The sequence below is a fragment of the Patiriisocius marinistellae genome (assembly GCF_009014635.1).
Classification (GTDB): domain Bacteria; phylum Bacteroidota; class Bacteroidia; order Flavobacteriales; family Flavobacteriaceae; genus Patiriisocius; species Patiriisocius marinistellae.
The window spans coordinates 267,663-284,869 of the sequence record NZ_BKCF01000003.1 but is presented as its reverse complement, the minus strand read 5'-3'; the positions used below and the strand labels follow the sequence as shown (position 1 = coordinate 284,869).

Genomic DNA, 17,207 nt, shown 5'->3' with positions numbered 1-17,207 from the left:
CTTTAAGTGTTATAGATTACCAAAACCTGAAGTTTGAAGCGCTTCTAAACTAAACTTTGGAAAAACCCGAGATGAGAATTTCGGGTTTTTTTATTTCTTTTTTTTGTAATAATCAGACAATACAGTTTTTCTTCCTATTGTTTTGGTTATTATATCTTTATCTAAATCCCATCCGCGGGCAGGAGAGTACTCTCTACCGTACCATATAATTTGTAAATGTAAATCATTCCATATTTCCGTAGGGAATAATCTTTTTGCATCTTTCTCAGTTTGAACTACATTTTTTCCGTTTGTAAATCCCCATCTATACATTAATCTATGAATATGTGTGTCAACAGGAAATGCAGGAACCCCAAATGCTTGAGATATAACAACACTTGCGGTTTTGTGCCCCACTGCTGGTAGTTCCTCTAGGGCTTCTAGGTTGTTGGGGACTTTTCCATTGTGTTTGTCAATAAGTATGTGTGATAGTCCATAAATACCTTTGCTTTTCATTGGGGAAAGCCCTACAGGTTTTATAATTTCTCTTATTTCTTCAACAGTCAATTTTATCATATCATAGGGGTTGTCTGCTTTTTTAAATAATAGTGGAGTAATTTTATTAACTCTTACATCAGTGCTTTGTGCAGACATTAATACTGCAATTAGTAGTGTATATGGATCTTTGTGGTCTAATGGAATAGGGATTGTGGGATAGAGGTCATTTAACGTATTAATAACAAAATCTACCTTTTCCTGCTTATTCATATTATGTATTTTTAAAGACTAGTTATAAAACAAAAATAAAACAATGAACACATTAAAAGCAGGTGATACGGTTCCTAATTTTACCGTAAATGATCAAGATGGCAATCCGGTTTCATTAAGTGACTTTAAAGGAGAAAAGCTTGTAGTTTTTTTCTATCCAAAAGCAAGTACGCCAGGTTGTACTGCTGAGGCTTGTAATTTGAGTGATAATTATAAAGATTTAAAAAAGCATGGTTATCGCATTTTAGGTGTAAGCGCAGACACAGAGAAAAGGCAGAATAATTTTAGAAATAAATATGAATTTCCATTTCCTTTACTTGCAGATACAGAGAAAGAAGTGATTAATGCTTTTGGTGTATGGGGAAATAAAAAATTTATGGGACGAGAATATGAAGGAATATATCGCAAAACTTTTCTAGTAGATGAAAATGGAGTAGTTGAGCATGTTATTGATAAAGTTAAAACCAAAGATCATGCAGCTCAAATTCTAGAGATTATATAAAATAAAATACCCAAAGCAATAATTTGCTTTGGGTATTTTAAATTTTTCAATGCGTTATTTCAATTTAGTGTTCTGCATCAATTTCTTCGGTATCTAATTCACAGCTAAAGAGGTGTTTTTCTTTTATCAAATCTGAAACTCCTTTAGGTAGCATTTCTTCCCATCCATCTTCATTTGTTTCAATTTTTTGAAGAACTTCTCTAGAAAAAATATTCATAATATCTGGGTTAAAATCTTCAATATCAATTACTTTTCCGTTATACTTGAAAAATTTGTATAATTCTTTCATTCTTGGATGAACTTTCAAATTTTCACTGGTTGTAAATTGCCCCGTTTCTTCATCTTTCATAGGGTACAGATATACTTTTAAATCTTTAAAGAAAAGTTTTCCAAATGCTTCGAGAATGCCTCCACTTAAATGACGGTAATATTTTTCATCAAAAATATCAACAAGATTATTGACACCCATTGCAAGACCTAAACGCATTTTCGTATATCTTGAAAAATATTCTACGAGCTTGTAATACTCTTGAAAGTTTGAAATCATCACGGTGTGACCCAACGAACAGAGTAGTTTTGCTCTATCCATAAAATCTTCTTCGTCAATTTCTCCTTCTGCACGTAAGTTAGAAAGTGTAATTTCAAAAATTGTTTCGGTGCGTTCTGGGTCAACTTTAGATTCTGCAACAAACATTTTGTGTGATTTCTCATACATATCAATGTTTACTTTTGTTACAGGTCTAAAACTTCCGCGAAGCGCAAGAACATTCTTTTTATAAAGTATTCTTGCTGGTAAAATATTGTTTCCATCAGGACCAAACATAACGGCTTCGGTCATCCCATTTTTAATAAGTTGTAAACTCATTAAACGGTTGTCAACTTCCTTAAATAATGGTCCTGAAAAATTTATTGTATCAATTTCAATTTTATCTTTGTCTATATGGTCATATAAATAACGTAATAACTTTTTAGGCGTATCATGTTTGTAAAAAGCACCATAAATTAAATTTACACCTAATGTACCTAGTGTATGTTGTTGTAATAAAGCTTCATTTTCGTGAAAACGAACATGTAGGATTATTTCACTATAATCTTCATCTGGGTCTGTTTGGTATCTAATACCTACCCATCCATGGCCTTTATATTTTTTAGCAAAATCAATTGTAGCTACGGTATTTGCGTATGAAAAATATAATTTGTTTGGATGCTTTTCACGACTTATACGGTCTTCAAGAAGTCCCATTTCATGGTGTAGCATTTTCTTTAATCGCGCTTCAGTAACATATCTTCCGTCTTCTTCGATGCCATATATTGCATCACTAAAATCTTTATCGTAGGCAGACATCGTTTTGGCTATAGTCCCAGATGCACCGCCAGCTCTAAAAAAATTACGTACTGTTTCTTGTCCAGCACCAATTTCAGCAAAAGTCCCATAAATATTTTCATTGAGATTAATGCGTAAGGCTTTATTTCTTATCGATGGAATAGCCTCAAATTCCTTATCTCCTTTTATAGTTTCTGGCATAGCATTTTTAGTTTACAACCATAACAAAGGTAGTGAATACAATAGGCAAACAAAAAAAATACGACTATTTTTGTAGTAATGAAATCTATTTTTAAAGTCACATTTTTAGGTACAGGAACTTCACAAGGAATCCCAATTATAGGGAGTCAACACCCAGTGTGTTTGAGTACAAACTCAAAAGATAAAAGGTTGCGTGTTTCTGTATTGTTAGAGTGGGATGATAGTACAGTTGTAATTGACTGTGGACCAGATTTTAGACAGCAAATGCTTCGAGAAAATGTCTCAAAGGTGGATGCAATTTTACTCACACATGAGCATAGTGATCATACCGCTGGTATTGATGACATTCGCCCTTTTAATTTTAGACAAGGTGATATACCGTTTTTTGCAACAAAACATGTATTTCAATCTTTGCACAAAAGATTTGGTTACATATTTGAAACAGAAAATAAATATCCTGGGGCACCTACCATTTCAGAAAAAAATATTAGTAAAGAGAGTTCTTTTAATGTTTTTGGTAAAGAGATAATTCCTATAGAGGTTTTGCACAATACACTTCCTGTTTTAGGGTTTAGAATTGATAACTTTGCTTATTTAACAGATGTTAAAACTGTGGCAGAAGCCGAAATGTTAAAATTAAAGAACCTAGATGTGCTTGTTGTAAATGCTTTAAGAATTGAGCCTCATCAATCACATTTTAATTTAGATGAAGCTTTGATGTTTATAAAGATTTTAAAACCAAAAAAAGCTTACTTAACACATATTAGTCATTTACTTGGATTTCATAATGAAGTTGAAGCTCAATTACCAGAGAATGTGCATGTAGCCTACGATGGTTTAAAGCTTACTCTTTAAATAAAAATAAATAATTTAATAATTAAAATTTACCTGTAAAACAGGCCTTACGATGAGAAAAAGTATTTTTATGTACCTGTTTTTCTTTGCTGCATTATTCATTATTTTTCAATATGCAAATGAAAAATCAATTTTTGAATCTCAAGAAAAGAAAATAATTACGCTTACAGAAAAACTAACAACAGCAGAAAATATTGTAGATTCTTTAAAAATAGGAAATCAAGAAAACTATTTTAAACTTCAAGGTAATGATAATGCAATGGATTATATAGAGCGTTTAGGTCTTGATGCTGCAGAAGTTGAGCGGATGGTTTCAGATAAAATTTATGATCAAAATGGAGCGCCTAATGGTAACCCTTTAATAGAATACAAAGGAGCAAAGGGAAATATGCGATTTAACAAGCTTAAATTTTTAAATCATCGTTGGATTATAGCAGACTTTTCTGACGGTCAAAATTGGGGAGAAATGATTATAGAATATTTCTTTGACGAGAATAATGAATTGACATTAACACCAGTTAGCTCTTTATTGTATAGTAGCAACTAGTGTTTTTCTAGCCAATTTTTTAGCTCATAAAAATTTTGAGGTGCAACACCATGACCTACAGGGAATTCTGAGTATTCACATGCAATATTTAAATTTTCTAAAAATGGTTGCGACTTTCTTGCCCAATCAATAGGTAGTACTTGGTCCACAGTACCATGGCTTGTGTATATGCTTAATTTGCTAAAGTCATTTTCAGCATAATTTTCTTTTAAAAGCTCTTCGTTAATATAGCCACTTAACCCAATTACATTTTTAACCTTTTCTGGATAACTAAGTGCAACTGCAAAACTTAAAATAGTACCTTGACTAAACCCAAGTAAAGTAACATTAGTAACATCTGCTTTATATTTTTCTACAATTTCATCAATACAATTACTAATCAAATCTCTAGATGCAATTGCTTGTGGAATATCGCTGAATTTCCCATCAGCTGCATCAAAATAAATATTATACCAAGCGTTGCCGTAAGGCTTCATGGGTATTGGAGCTTTAAGCGCTATAATATGGTGAGTGTCTGGTAATTCTGGAGCAAAAGAAAATAAATCGTTTTCATCACTCCCAAAACCATGTAATAGTATAATCACTGGAGCATTATCTATTAAAGTTTTTGGTGCTTGGTAATTATGATCTAGTTGTAAGGATTGTTTCTGCATTTTACAAAAATAAAAGATGCCACACAGTGTATGGCATCTTGATATATAAAGTTTTTATAATTTTTTACTATAGTCCAGCAAACCATTTTTGAAAATGCTCGCCTACAACAGGTACTGGCTTTTCTTCTTCGTTAATAGCACCTATAAGTCCTAAAATCCATAAAATAAGAGTTCCTATTTGTAAGATACTTAGCAATCCAATGCCCGTAATGGATATTATTATAGATATTGAAAGACCTACTAGCATAATTCCTAACATTTGTCTTATATGAAATGAAGCTAAACTTGTTTTGTTGTTATTGTTTAATACAAGTGCGATTATCCAACCAATTAAGGTAATGTAGGCAATAATAGCATTAGTTTTTCCAGGGTCTGAAACTTTTTCCATTTGTAGTTAGTTTTCGTTAAACATTTAAAGATAGCTATTTAGTTCAAGAAAGTAAACCATTGTTGAAATTTCTCACTAAAATAAGGAATAGAGGGTTTTTTGTTTTGTATTGCTGTAATAATTGAAAATATCCACAATAAAAATGCAATCCCCCAAAGAATATCTCCAAACAATTGGTCAACAGAACTTGCAATTACTTGCGAACAAATAAGCAATAAAAATAAACCAAACATATTTTTTATATGCATCGTCGCAAACTCATTTTTTATATCACGATTCATGTAAAATGCTATTAACATCCCAATAAATGTAATGTAAGCTATAATAGCTTTCTTTTTTCCGGCAGATACTTCCATTACGTTAATTAATTGAGAACTAATTTGTTGTTTGAGAGTATTCCATAAACTTTTCCTTTTAACCGTTGTCCTATCATAGCAGCATTTGATGATGTAGATTTAATATTATTTGTATTAAATTTCCAAGTGCCAGTAGGGTTAAAGAGGGTAAGAGTTGCAATATTCTCTTCGGAAATTTCTCTTGATGGAAGATTGAAAATTTCATTTTTAGTCAACGCGTTTATTGTTGTCTCTAGGTCTGTTAAACTATTTAATGCCCCAAAACAACTTTCTAAACCAATACTACCAAACATAGCATGGTCAAATTCAATTTTTTTATGCTCAATATCGATAGGGTTGTGATCACTTGTAACCATGTCAACAGTGCCTTCTTTTAACCCCTTTAATAAAGCTTTTACGTCCTCATTAGTCCTGAGTGGAGGCATTACTTTGTAATTGGTGTCAAAGCTTTCTAGTTTATCATCTGTAAGTGCTAAATTATTAATTGAAACGCTACATGTTATATTTAAACCTTTTTTCTTCGCTTCCTTGATGAGACCAACAGACTCCTTTGTTGAAATTGTAGGTATATGTAATGTTCCTCCAGTGTATTCTAGAATATATAAATCTCTAGCAACTTGTAAAGCTTCGGCTAATGAAGGTATTCCTTTAAGACCTAGCCTTGTACTATTAATATCTTCATGTACGATTCCTTTTGGCGAAATTGCTTTTTCTAATGGAAATGACTGTACAATACCTCCAAAGTTTTGTACATACTGTAATGCAATTTTTAATAAATTAGGGTTTAAAATAGGTTGTTTATAATCATAAAATGAAGTAACACCGGTACCTGTCATATCATACAATTCGGCTAGATCCTCACCATTACACTGTCTAGTTAAACAACCTAGTGGGTGTATGTTAACTGCATTGCTAGTAGCATTAGCTTTTAAGAAGTTTATAGCCCCTTTATTGTCAGGAACTGGAGCTGTGTTTGTGTGGATTGCAACATCAGTAAAACCGCTATAAGCTGCAACTTTAAGCCCGTTTTCAATGGTTCCTCTTTCTTCAAATCCAGGTTCACCAAAACTTACGCCACTGTCAAACCATCCTCTAGAAATATGTAGATTATCTAAAGAGATTTCCTTGATTTTCTTATCCAAAGATATACTTGCGGCAATTTTTTTTATAATACCCTTCTCAATCAATACATCTCTTTTTTTGAGATGATGCTTACTCTCTTTGTCAACAATGGTAGCAGCTTTTAATAGCACGTTCATAGGCAGCGTATTATCGTTTTACAAACTTTAAGATTAACATTTCGGCTAATAAAAAAAGGAAAGCGCCAATGACGAACCATTTCCAAAATTCATTAATATTATTTTCTTCTGCAATCGCATCAAAAAGGTTTGAAATACTTTTGTGTGTTTCTACACCATCCCAATTATCAACATCTGCATATTGCAAATTACTTTCATTTCTAGCGTAATTATAGCTCACGTTCTCAACAAATTCTTGTTTTTTTTCAATGCTAAAAGTTCCTGAAACTGAAGGATTTTCATTTGTAGAAATTAATACTTTATTTGCTTTAGTTTGTTGAAGAGGAATAAAACTAACAATACTATCGCGTATTGTTAAAATTTCGTCCTGTATCATGGATACAGGCACAGCAAAGCGAGTAGGGGAGCCAACTTCAAAATACAATGCTGGTAGCTTTAAGCTTGAACGCGCAATATTATATAATGTAGGTACAATAAGTGGCGAGCTTATAAAATTTGAGTTAGCGTCATTAAATGAAGCTGTTGAAAAAAAGGCATTATCGTTATTTAAAATGAAAGGTTTTCCATCCTCAAATTTCAATATTGGCGTTGCAAGAGATGTGGTTTCGTAAAACGAATTTACTTTAGGATATTGAAAATTAACCACTCTTTTTTCAAAAACATCTGCATAGATAGGATGATCAAAAACAATTTGAGTAATGTTCTTTTCTTGAATTATTTCTTCGGAAATGGAACCTAGATTCAAAACTTTAAGTAGTTGGTTGTAACTTGTAGCACTAGAGTCTTTTGAGGGTATTATTAAAACACTACCTCCATTGTCTGAAAATGCTTGTAGTGCTGCTGAAAGTGATGCTGGAATTTCTTTTAATTCGTTTAAAATTATACAATTTTGTTCAGGGATAATACTGTAATTAAGGCTTCGAGAATCTTGGCGGGTGTACTCAAATTCTGTTTCATTATACATGCGTTGAAGGAAGTCTGAATTTGCTTCATTAATGGAAAGTACTTTTAATTTAGTGGGTTTGTTAATGCTAAAATATAAATCATTATCATAAGTAAGCCCAGAATCAGTAATGCTTAAATGTCCTTTAAAGCCTTCAGAATTTTCAAAACTGAAATTTGCTTTTTGTTGCTTTACATCACTAAAATCAACTGCAGATTTTGCAACTAATACATTTCCGTTGAACAAAGAAACCGAAACTGTATTATGGGTATCGCTCTTTGCAGTAAGTAATACTTCGAGGTCTATCTTATTGTTGCTTTTTGAAATGACATAAGCGCTGTCTATTGAGATATTTGTAATTGCTTGAGGTTTTAATTGCACTGCATCAATACTATAGTTTCCTTTGATTACAGGAAAACTTTCTTTTAATTGAAAATCTGAAACATAAATAATACGTTTATCTGCGCTTTGGTCTTTGCTAAAAAGTTGTTCTGCTTTTAGTAAAACTTCGGTAGGTGTTAATTGCTTGTGTGTGTATTCGGTTTTTAATATTTCAGACTTAAAGTTAGCTGAAGGAGCGTCTTTCTTAGAGGAGTTGTTTGTAAACCAGCTTATTTTATTACCATCTTTTGTTTCTTTAAAAATGTCTTGAATGGCACGTTGCATTAAGGTGCCGTTAGCGCCTTTTGCTTCCATGCTAAATGAATTGTCTATATATAAGACAGTTTCTTTATTAGCATTTAATGCGGTTTTTGAAGCGCTAAAAGGTTGAGCAAATGCAAATATGATACAGGCTAATGCTAAAAGTCGCATTAATAATGTTAACCATTTTTTTAATTGAGAGCTTTTTCTAGTCTGTATGTTTACTTTTTTTAAAAAAGCAACATTAGTAAAATCAACTTTTTGGAATCGTCTTAATTGAAATAAATGAATTAAAATGGGTATGAGCAGTAAAAATAGGGCGTAGAGTAATAGGGGGTTTTTAAACTGCATTGTGTTTTAATATTGCACAAATATAGAGAACGATTTTTTATTTTTATACTTTCTTTATGGTAAAGGTGAAAGTTGAGCCTTTGCCTATTTCAGAGCTTACAGATATAGTTCCGCCTAGTTTTGTAACAAGGTTTTTTACGGTTGCTAGTCCAATTCCTGATCCCTTTTTACCATTACGGTCTTTTTCATCAACGGTTTTAAAAATTTCAAAAATAAGTTCTTGTTTATCTTTTTCAATACCATTACCATTATCAATTACAGAAAAAATATAATAATTTTTATTCTGTGAGAATTTAACTTCTACTAATGGAATTTCTTCATGATTATATTTAAGAGCATTTCCTACAAGATTTAATAAAATTTGAGTAAGTGCTGCTTTATTAACGGTTATAGTTGCAGGGGTTTGTGTGTATTTGAATACAGAGTGATCTACAAAAAGCATTTCATCAATATCATCAAATATAGTAGCGACTGGAATTTCATAATGATTTTCTTTCACTAACTCGTCTGATTTGTAGAATAGCAACATCCCATCAATATAATCTCTTAAATGATCAGACGATTCTTCGATGTAATCTAAATAATCAACACCTTGTTGGTCAAATTTGACCATATATTCATCTTTGAGTAATCTTGATAATGATGTAATATTTGCAAGTGGCGATTTTAAGTCATGACTTACTAACCCTGCAAATTGTTTAAGATTATTATTGCGTTCTTCTAATAAAGATTTTGTAGCAGTTAATTGAAGATTACTTTTGTTTAATTCAAAAAGTTTTACCACTTGTTTGGCTAACAAAATAAGGGTTGTTTTTTGCTCTTCGGTAAGTTTTCTTGGTTTAGTATCGTAAATACATAAAGTTCCCAAAGCATATCCTGCAGCATCAATTATAGGTACTCCTGCATAAAATTGCATTCCAAGTTCTGTAACTGTAGGATTATCTTCAAACCGAATATCTTTTTTAGCATCTTCTACTATAAAAATAGCATTTTTCTCTAAAATTGCATGACCACAAAAAGATTCATTTCTTGGGGCTTCATCTAATGAAATTCCATGATGAGATTTTAAAAAATTTCTATCTGTATCAAGAAGTGTAACTAATGAAATAGGGGTATTGCAAAAGTTTGCGGCTAACCTAGTAATGTTGTCGTAGTCTTCTTCTTCAAGCGTATCTAGAAGGCCGTAAGACTTTACTGCTGCAAGTCGTTGAGCTTCATTTTGAGGGTATTTGGGAGTAATCATAAATTTATAAGTAGGAGCACAAATATAATTTAAATAAATTTAGTAAAATTTATTTAAAATTTCTTGCTATCGTAAATATAAAAGATGTCCCTTGATTTTCAATTGACTCTACTTTAATAGTTCCACCTAAGCTCATTACTAATTTTTGAACAGTAGAAAGTCCTATCCCGTTTCCTTTATTTCCATTGCGATCAGTATTTCCCACTGTGGTAAATAGAGTGAAAATGTCTTCTATTTTATCTTCTGGGATTCCTACACCATTATCATTAATTGTAAAGTAATATTCTTTTTCTGTTACCTTAGCGTCAATATTTATTATAATTTTATCCTTGTCGTTGTATTTTAAGCTATTGCCAATAAGGTTTAAAAATATTTGTTCTAAAGCAGATCTATTACAGTCAAGTTCAATATTATTTTCTGGAAAATGAATTTCACAATCAAATTTAATATTTAATAAATCAATTATTTCTTCCAATAAATGATTTAAATCAAAAGATTCATAAACTCCTCCTTCTTTTATTGAGTCACTTTCGTAGTGGTTTAATAGTCCTGTTATATAGTCGCTTAATGTAAAAGACGAATTTTTTAGGTAATCTAAATATTTTTTTGCTTGTGCATCTAACTCACCCCCATATTTAGCTCTCAATATATCTGCGGTTACAATAATATTTGCTAATGGCATTTTCATATCATGTGATACTACACCTGCAAAACTTCTTAAAGATTCATTTTTAGTTTCTAATTCTTTTTGAACATTTAATAATGATTGATTTGCTTTATGGAATTCAATTAATTTAATAATTTGTTTAGAAAGGATTTTTAGAGCCTCTATTTGTTGTTCACTAATTTTATTAGGTTTTGTGTCAATTACACACAAAGTGCCTAATTTATAACCATCAGAATCGATAAGACAAACACCAGCATAAAACTGTATTGAATTTTTTTCCATATTTGCATATGGATGATGTTTCAATTCTTTGTGATTTCTAATATCTTCTAAAACAAAAGTATCATTTTCATGTCCTACTGCATAACTGCAAAAAGACTCATTACGATCTGAAGAACAGATGTTCATTCCTTTAGTTGATTTGAACCAAACTTCTTCTCTATCTACAATAGAAATCAAAGAAATAGGCATGCCTGTAATCTGGCTAGCTAAATGTGTTATCTGTTCAAATGCTATTTCGTTAGTGTCAGTATTTAAAATATTATAACTACGAAGAGCAGCAAGCCGAGCAGATTCATTGTGAGGAATATTTGGTTTAATCATCTTAAAACATAGATTTAAATTGTTGTCACTGTAGGGCTATAAGTAAAGGTAGGACATAAAACAATACAAGAAAAACGATGCGTTAAAATTTTAACAATATTAGCTTTTAATGTTAATATAAATGCTAAAAACGTTCAAACGCTCCAAGACCAAAGAGAGCAAAGTCATATTTAACGGGGTCTAATGGGTCAAATTCTCTAAGTGATTTGTCTAATTCTGCTAAGGCTTTTGCATCATTTTGTTTTCTTGTTAATATGTTTAATTTTCTTGCAATACCACCACTATGAACATCAAGTGGACAAGAAAGTATAGATGGAGAAATAGAATTCCATATACCAAAATCAACTCCAGTAGTGTCACTCCTCACCATCCAACGTAAAAACATATTAATACGTTTTGCTGCGCTATTTTTTAAAGGATCACTCACATGTTTTTGACTACGTGGTAGATGGGGGAGTTCGAAAAAAGTTTTTTTAAATGCTGAAATTGCTGGTTGTAAGGAATTTTTTATTTGATTTTTAGCAAATACATATTCTAATCCGTTATGATTAGTATAAATGTTTTGTAGTGCTTTAAAAAAGTAATGTAAATCATCTTCATTAAAAGTGCGATGCACAAAACCATTTAAATATTTCTTGTTTTCTTCGGAATAGTGCTGTACAAAATCTAGTGGAGAATTCCCCATTATTTCTAATAATCGTTCCCCATTATTGATGATGCTTTTTCTATTTCCCCATGCAATTGTAGCAATCAAAAAACCCGAAATCTCAATATCCTCTTTCACTGAAAATTTATGCGGAATTTGAATAGGGTCTGTCTCTATAAAATCTAGCGTGTTATATTGAGCTGCTTTTTCATCAAGAAATTCTTTTAATTGGACTTTATTCATACTTTTAAAACTACATGTTTATTATAGATTTAAATAATTTTTCCATCCTGCATTGTCAATTTTCTATCTGCCATTGATGCTAGTTCTTCATTATGGGTGACAATTACAAAAGTTTGCCCAAACTCATCTCTAAGTTTAAAAAAAAGGTTGTGTAGGTTCTCTGCACTTTCTGTATCTAAGTTACCACTAGGCTCATCTGCTAGTATAATACTTGGATTATTAATTAAGGAACGAGCTACAGCAACACGTTGTTGTTCACCTCCAGAAAGTTCGTTTGGTTTATGAGATTCTCTATGTGATAAACCTAGAAAGGCTAAAAGTTCTTTACCACGTTTTTCAACTTCGGCTTTTGGAGTTTTTTTAATAAAACCAGGAATGCATACATTTTCAAGTGCAGTAAACTCTGGGAGTAATTGATGAAACTGGAATATAAACCCCAAAGATGTGTTTCTAAAATGCGCCAGTTCTTTTTCATTTAATTTTTCTAGAAGATGCCCATCGATTTCTAAAGAGCCTTTGTCAAATCCATCCAGTGTTCCTAAGATTTGTAATAGTGTAGTTTTTCCTGCACCAGATGCGCCTACGATAGACACAATTTCAGATTTTTTAATATGTAAATCTACACCTTTTAGTACATGAAGTTCATCGTAGTATTTATGAATATTCTTAGCTGTAATCATTAAAATAGCGGGTTTGGGTTTACATTATTTTTCACTTCGGAAATGTGCTGAAATTTTATTATTACAAAGATTAAAAACTAATTATAATATATGAGTATGTATTAACAGCAATAAACTCACTTTTTATTATGTAATGAAAAACACTAAAAGTTTAATGTGGCTAATATTTCGGCTTTGCTTAAGAATCTTTTTTAAATAAATATTTTATGTTATTGTAGTCAATAAAATAAGATACTCTAAGTGAAACGGTATGTTGTATTGCCTCTTCAAATAAATTACCTAAACTTTGTGTGTAATCTATTGTAGCTTGTTCATCACTTTTAAATATTTGATTGCGATAGAGTAGGGTTGCTTCGCTTCCTGGCGCAAAGCGCCAGCGATAACTTATATCTAGGTTCCAGATATTAAAGTTTGTATTTGGATTGTTATCTGATGTATCATATTCAATAATCGTTCGTGTACCATTATCATTGAGTTTAAAATATATATCATCACTATAATCTACAACTGTCCAGAAATTTCTAAAACGTAAATCAATGGCTTTATATGGGTCAAAATTATAACTTCCACGAATAGAATTTTCTAGTGCTTTTATGTCTCGCTGGCCAAAAAAAACATCTGTATCTGTATTATCAATGTATCCAAATTGATTATTGCGGTTTGCTAATTCTGAGTTAACCACGACTGCAAAATTATCTGAAAATCGATATCTAGGAGAAAATTCTAAAAACAATTGACGCTGTGGGCCATCAAATTCATTTCGGAAACCTATATTAATATCAAATGCAATTTTTCTTCGGTAATCTGTTGATATAAATGCGTTACCGCCTACGTTATTTGCAAACGTTACAAATTTTCCATCTACACGAGGCTCAAAATAATCTTGACGTTCAGAACGGTAATCAAAAAAACCACCAAAGGCATCACGCGATGGTAATGAAAAAAAGTAATTAAATCTGTAGGAGTCTTCTGTTTGTACACTAGGGTCATACAAACGTTCATGCCTATAAGTAAAGTTAAATCTATATTTATTAAATGTTTTTGTTGCATCAAAAATTTCATATGATGCAGCAGCTACAAAATTATTATAATTATTTCTTCGGCTCAATCCTAAGTCGTTAATATCATACGTGGTATTTGCAAAATCATGACCCACTCTGTATCTAAATTTCCCTTTAATACTGGCAAGATCAAGCTCACTTCTAAATCCAGAAATATTTCCTTCATTTCCATTTACATTACTAACTATACCTCTTCCTGATACGTTATATCTATTTCCAGAATCTGAAACATCAAAAGCCAAGGCAGTAGCATTACCGTCTCTAAAATGACCATCCCTAGTTACATTTGTATTTGTCAAGGAGATTGAAGAGTTGCCGTTAAATTGCTGGTCAAGCACAAAAACATTATAATTAGTTAGTGGCTCAATAACTACTTCGCGCACAACTCCTGTAATTGTATCTGTTACAAGCACTGCGGTGTTTTCTGTAATTGTATTAAGAATTCCTATCCCTAAATTGTCTTTTGTTCTTCCCGAAATTTTAATTGCATTTAACAGATTTACACGTTTTGGATATTCGTTGACATCTTCATTTTCTTCAAAATCATTTTCCGAAATTGTTGCTTTTCCACCTATACGTCTTGAAAAAAAGATACCTCCTTTATTAAAAAGTTCTGTACCTTCAGTGAAAAATTGACGTCGTTCTCCAAAGGTTTGCTCAAATGGTCCCAGGTTAAGTGTTACCTCATCAAACGCTGTTTGTCCAAAATCTGGAATCAGCGTAGCATCTAGCGTAAAACTATCGCTCAAGCCATATTTAATATCTAATCCTGCACTTAAATTTGTAATTGTTTCTCCATCAAAAGAACTTACAACTCCTTGTGCAAAAGGATAAAAAGTAAGTCTTGTAGGTGGATTAATGTCCCGCACTCCATAAACGGGGCCGTTGTATTGAGTTTCTCTTCCCACTTCTTTATCAATACGGTTCCAAGTATATGTTTCATTAATGTTTACAACGCGTCTGTAAAAATTTATACTCCAATCTTGCACTTCAATTTCTGGAAACCGCAATGCATTATAGGGAATTTTAAATTCTGCGTACCATCCATTTTTATCCCTTGATACACGAGCTTGGAACACTACGTTAAAATTAAAATCCTGCCTATTTTGGCTTACTCTAGAATCTGCTATAGTTCCTGCGCTAGTAACAAAAAAACGTGTTTCGTTGATGCCATCATTATAAGTGTTTAATGCTACGGTAAAAATATCTGCTTGAGCATTTGTATCATCTCTTTGCGAAAATTGACTTGCTATATTATCTGGATTAGGATCATATAAATATGCTGCGACATATACTGCTTTATCGTCATACGCTAGTTTTACTTCGGTTTTATGAGAATCACGAGCAAGACCTTCATTTGAGGGTTCTAGATTATAGAAATTCCCAGAAGGGTCAATATTTTCCCAAACATTGTCATTTAATATACCGTCAATAATTGGGGCTTCTGAAATTTTAATGGCTTGAAGTGACTTAGTTGATTGACTAAATGAGTGAGCTGAAATTAATAATAAGAGCAATAGTAATGGCTGGCGCATAGTGTTGAAATAACTATCTTTATGGGGTGATTATTTTAAATAAAGGTGTAATGTTTGATACACAAATAGACAAACATAATGTTATGATGATGCAAGGTATATTAATAAAAAGTTAAAAGCTAAGATTTATTGTATCACAAACTATCAAACACTAATTTTGTTTAGATTATGAAAGAAAATATTGAACAGGCTATTTTTGCAAATGGCTGCTTTTGGTGCACAGAGGCGGTGTTTCTTCGGTTAGAAGGCGTATTTGAAGTTGTTCCAGGTTTTACTGGTGGTACTATTAAAAACCCTGCATACAGAGAAATTACTACTGGAAGGACGGGACATGCAGAAGGAATCAAAATAAACTTTGACCCATCTATTATTAGTTATCAAACATTGCTAGAGGTGTTTTTTGCAACTCATGATCCTACAACCCTTAATCGTCAAGGTAACGATGTGGGAACGCAGTATAGAAGTGAAATTTTTTATATTTCAGAAGCGCAAAAACAACAAGCTCAGGTATTTATTGAAGTGTTAGAGGATCATAAGGTATTTGCAAACCCCATTGTTACAGCAATTAGTGAGTTCAAGGTTTTTTATGATGCGGAAGATGATCATAAAGAGTATTATGATAGAAATATAAATCAACCATATTGCCAATATATAATTACTCCAAAAATTGATAAGATTAAAAAATACTACGCAGATAAACTTAAAGCATATTAAATGAGCTACAGATTTTTTGAAGAATACAGTGAAGAAACTACAGAGGAATTAAAATCAAATTTTTCAAACATTATAAAGGGAATAGGAGAAGATGTTACTCGTGAGGGTATTATAAAAACCCCAGAAAGAGCTTCAAAAGCTATGCAATTTTTGACTTCTGGTTATGATATGGATCCTGCTGCAATTTTAGAAGGAGCCATGTTTGCAGAGGATTATAATGATATGGTGGTTATTAAAGATATTGAGTTGTATTCATTGTGTGAGCATCATATGTTACCTTTTTTTGGAAAAGCACATATAGCATATATCCCTAATGGACATATTGTAGGTTTAAGTAAAATACCAAGAATTGTTGATGTGTTTGCTCGCAGACTTCAAGTTCAAGAAAGACTAACGCATGATATTCTTGAATGTATTAACGGCACTTTAAAACCACAAGGAGTTGCAGTAGTGATTGAAGCCAGCCACATGTGTATGATGATGCGTGGTGTTCAAAAACAAAATAGTGTTACAACAACATCCGGATTTAGAGGCCAGTTTGAAAAGATTGAGACACGCAACGAGTTTTTAAAATTAATTAGCAATGACTTATCTTAAAAAACTATTTTTAAAAATTTAGTGTATTTTTCTTATAAAGATGCAATAACTGAAATTTCCACGTTTACAAACTTAGGCAAATTAGCAACCTCAACAGTTTCTCTTGCAGGTGCTGTAGCTTCATTAAAATAAGAGCCATACACTTCGTTAATTTGACTAAAGTTCTGCATGTCACTCACAAAAATAGAGCTTTTAATAACGTGCTCAAAAGTCATATCTGCAGCTGCTAATACGGCTTTTAAATTTTCCATTACTAATTTTGTTTCGGCTTTAATCTCATCTATTTCTAACTCTCCTGTAGCAGGATTTATTGCAATTTGACCAGATGTGTAGAGCATATTACCAAAAAGTACTGCTTGATTGTAAGGACCAATAGGGGCAGGGGCTTTATCAGTATGGATTATTTTTTTCATAAATTATTTTTGAAAGTTTTTAGCAAGATATAATTAG

The 17,207-nt window shown here is 31.9% G+C and carries 18 protein-coding genes; 5 read left to right on the top strand and 13 right to left on the bottom strand.

What is annotated here, in order from left to right; all coding sequences use genetic code 11:
- Nucleotides 1-90: 90 nt before the first annotated feature.
- Complete coding sequence (locus GB234_RS09965; RefSeq protein ID WP_151894410.1) at nucleotides 91-747, bottom strand: endonuclease III domain-containing protein; 657 nt, start codon at nucleotides 745-747, stop codon at nucleotides 91-93.
- Nucleotides 748-790: 43 nt separating this feature from the next.
- On the opposite strand from GB234_RS09965, the gene bcp reads away from it, so the two are divergent.
- Nucleotides 791-1,249 carry a thioredoxin-dependent thiol peroxidase gene (gene bcp, locus GB234_RS09960; RefSeq protein WP_151894409.1) on the top strand — a complete coding sequence of 153 codons (459 nt, stop codon included), beginning with the start codon at nucleotides 791-793 and terminating at the stop codon, nucleotides 1,247-1,249.
- 64 nt (nucleotides 1,250-1,313) lie between these two features.
- On the opposite strand, the gene GB234_RS09955 is transcribed toward bcp, so the two are convergent.
- On the bottom strand, nucleotides 1,314-2,774 hold the full coding sequence (locus GB234_RS09955) for a TonB-dependent receptor (RefSeq protein WP_151894408.1): 1,461 nt from the start codon (nucleotides 2,772-2,774) through the stop codon (nucleotides 1,314-1,316).
- Nucleotides 2,775-2,852: 78 nt separating this feature from the next.
- On the opposite strand from GB234_RS09955, the gene GB234_RS09950 reads away from it, so the two are divergent.
- Together GB234_RS09950 and GB234_RS09945 are read left to right on the top strand one after the other, a co-directional pair.
- On the top strand, nucleotides 2,853-3,629 hold the full coding sequence (locus GB234_RS09950; RefSeq protein WP_151894407.1) for an MBL fold metallo-hydrolase: 777 nt from the start codon (nucleotides 2,853-2,855) through the stop codon (nucleotides 3,627-3,629).
- 52 nt (nucleotides 3,630-3,681) lie between these two features.
- Nucleotides 3,682-4,176, top strand: coding sequence for a hypothetical protein (locus tag GB234_RS09945; protein WP_151894406.1), 495 nt, complete (start codon nucleotides 3,682-3,684; stop codon nucleotides 4,174-4,176).
- Here the strand turns inward: GB234_RS09945 and GB234_RS09940 are convergent.
- The 10 genes from GB234_RS09940 to GB234_RS09895 form a co-directional block, all read right to left on the bottom strand.
- Nucleotides 4,173-4,829, bottom strand: a complete 657-nt coding sequence (locus GB234_RS09940) for an alpha/beta hydrolase (protein WP_151894405.1) — start codon at nucleotides 4,827-4,829, stop codon at nucleotides 4,173-4,175. The genes GB234_RS09945 and GB234_RS09940 overlap by 4 nt on opposite strands.
- 67 nt (nucleotides 4,830-4,896) lie before the next feature.
- Nucleotides 4,897-5,217 carry a hypothetical protein gene (locus GB234_RS09935; RefSeq protein ID WP_151894404.1) on the bottom strand — a complete coding sequence of 107 codons (321 nt, stop codon included), beginning with the start codon at nucleotides 5,215-5,217 and terminating at the stop codon, nucleotides 4,897-4,899.
- A gap of 38 nt (nucleotides 5,218-5,255) precedes the next feature.
- Nucleotides 5,256-5,573: a hypothetical protein gene (locus GB234_RS09930; protein ID WP_151894403.1), complete on the bottom strand. Its 318-nt coding sequence runs from the start codon at nucleotides 5,571-5,573 to the stop codon at nucleotides 5,256-5,258.
- 8 nt (nucleotides 5,574-5,581) lie between these two features.
- Nucleotides 5,582-6,832 carry a dihydroorotase gene (locus GB234_RS09925; protein ID WP_151894402.1) on the bottom strand — a complete coding sequence of 417 codons (1,251 nt, stop codon included), beginning with the start codon at nucleotides 6,830-6,832 and terminating at the stop codon, nucleotides 5,582-5,584.
- A gap of 10 nt (nucleotides 6,833-6,842) precedes the next feature.
- Nucleotides 6,843-8,768 carry a BatA domain-containing protein gene (locus tag GB234_RS09920; protein ID WP_151894401.1) on the bottom strand — a complete coding sequence of 642 codons (1,926 nt, stop codon included), beginning with the start codon at nucleotides 8,766-8,768 and terminating at the stop codon, nucleotides 6,843-6,845.
- A gap of 43 nt (nucleotides 8,769-8,811) precedes the next feature.
- On the bottom strand, nucleotides 8,812-10,011 hold the full coding sequence (locus tag GB234_RS09915) for a sensor histidine kinase (RefSeq protein ID WP_151894400.1): 1,200 nt from the start codon (nucleotides 10,009-10,011) through the stop codon (nucleotides 8,812-8,814).
- A 49-nt stretch (nucleotides 10,012-10,060) separates the two neighbouring features.
- A complete protein-coding gene (locus GB234_RS09910) occupies nucleotides 10,061-11,281 on the bottom strand; it encodes a sensor histidine kinase (RefSeq protein ID WP_151894399.1) in 1,221 nt (406 codons plus the stop codon).
- A gap of 124 nt (nucleotides 11,282-11,405) precedes the next feature.
- Nucleotides 11,406-12,170 carry a TIGR02757 family protein gene (locus tag GB234_RS09905; protein ID WP_151894398.1) on the bottom strand — a complete coding sequence of 255 codons (765 nt, stop codon included), beginning with the start codon at nucleotides 12,168-12,170 and terminating at the stop codon, nucleotides 11,406-11,408.
- A 29-nt stretch (nucleotides 12,171-12,199) separates the two neighbouring features.
- Complete coding sequence (locus GB234_RS09900) at nucleotides 12,200-12,850, bottom strand: ABC transporter ATP-binding protein (RefSeq protein ID WP_151894397.1); 651 nt, start codon at nucleotides 12,848-12,850, stop codon at nucleotides 12,200-12,202.
- Between the two features lie 178 nt (nucleotides 12,851-13,028).
- The gene (locus tag GB234_RS09895; RefSeq protein ID WP_151894396.1) at nucleotides 13,029-15,446 is read right to left on the bottom strand and encodes a DUF5916 domain-containing protein; all 2,418 of its coding nucleotides are present in this window, start codon (nucleotides 15,444-15,446) and stop codon (nucleotides 13,029-13,031) included.
- Between the two features lie 168 nt (nucleotides 15,447-15,614).
- On the opposite strand from GB234_RS09895, the gene msrA reads away from it, so the two are divergent.
- Together msrA and folE are read left to right on the top strand one after the other, a co-directional pair.
- On the top strand, nucleotides 15,615-16,160 hold the full coding sequence (gene msrA / locus GB234_RS09890) for a peptide-methionine (S)-S-oxide reductase MsrA (protein ID WP_151894395.1): 546 nt from the start codon (nucleotides 15,615-15,617) through the stop codon (nucleotides 16,158-16,160).
- A complete protein-coding gene (folE, locus tag GB234_RS09885; protein WP_151894394.1) occupies nucleotides 16,161-16,757 on the top strand; it encodes a GTP cyclohydrolase I FolE in 597 nt (198 codons plus the stop codon). It begins immediately after the preceding gene.
- A gap of 32 nt (nucleotides 16,758-16,789) precedes the next feature.
- Here the strand turns inward: folE and GB234_RS09880 are convergent, their stop codons facing one another.
- Nucleotides 16,790-17,170: a Rid family detoxifying hydrolase gene (locus tag GB234_RS09880; protein WP_151894393.1), complete on the bottom strand. Its 381-nt coding sequence runs from the start codon at nucleotides 17,168-17,170 to the stop codon at nucleotides 16,790-16,792.
- Nucleotides 17,171-17,207: the final 37 nt, after the last annotated feature.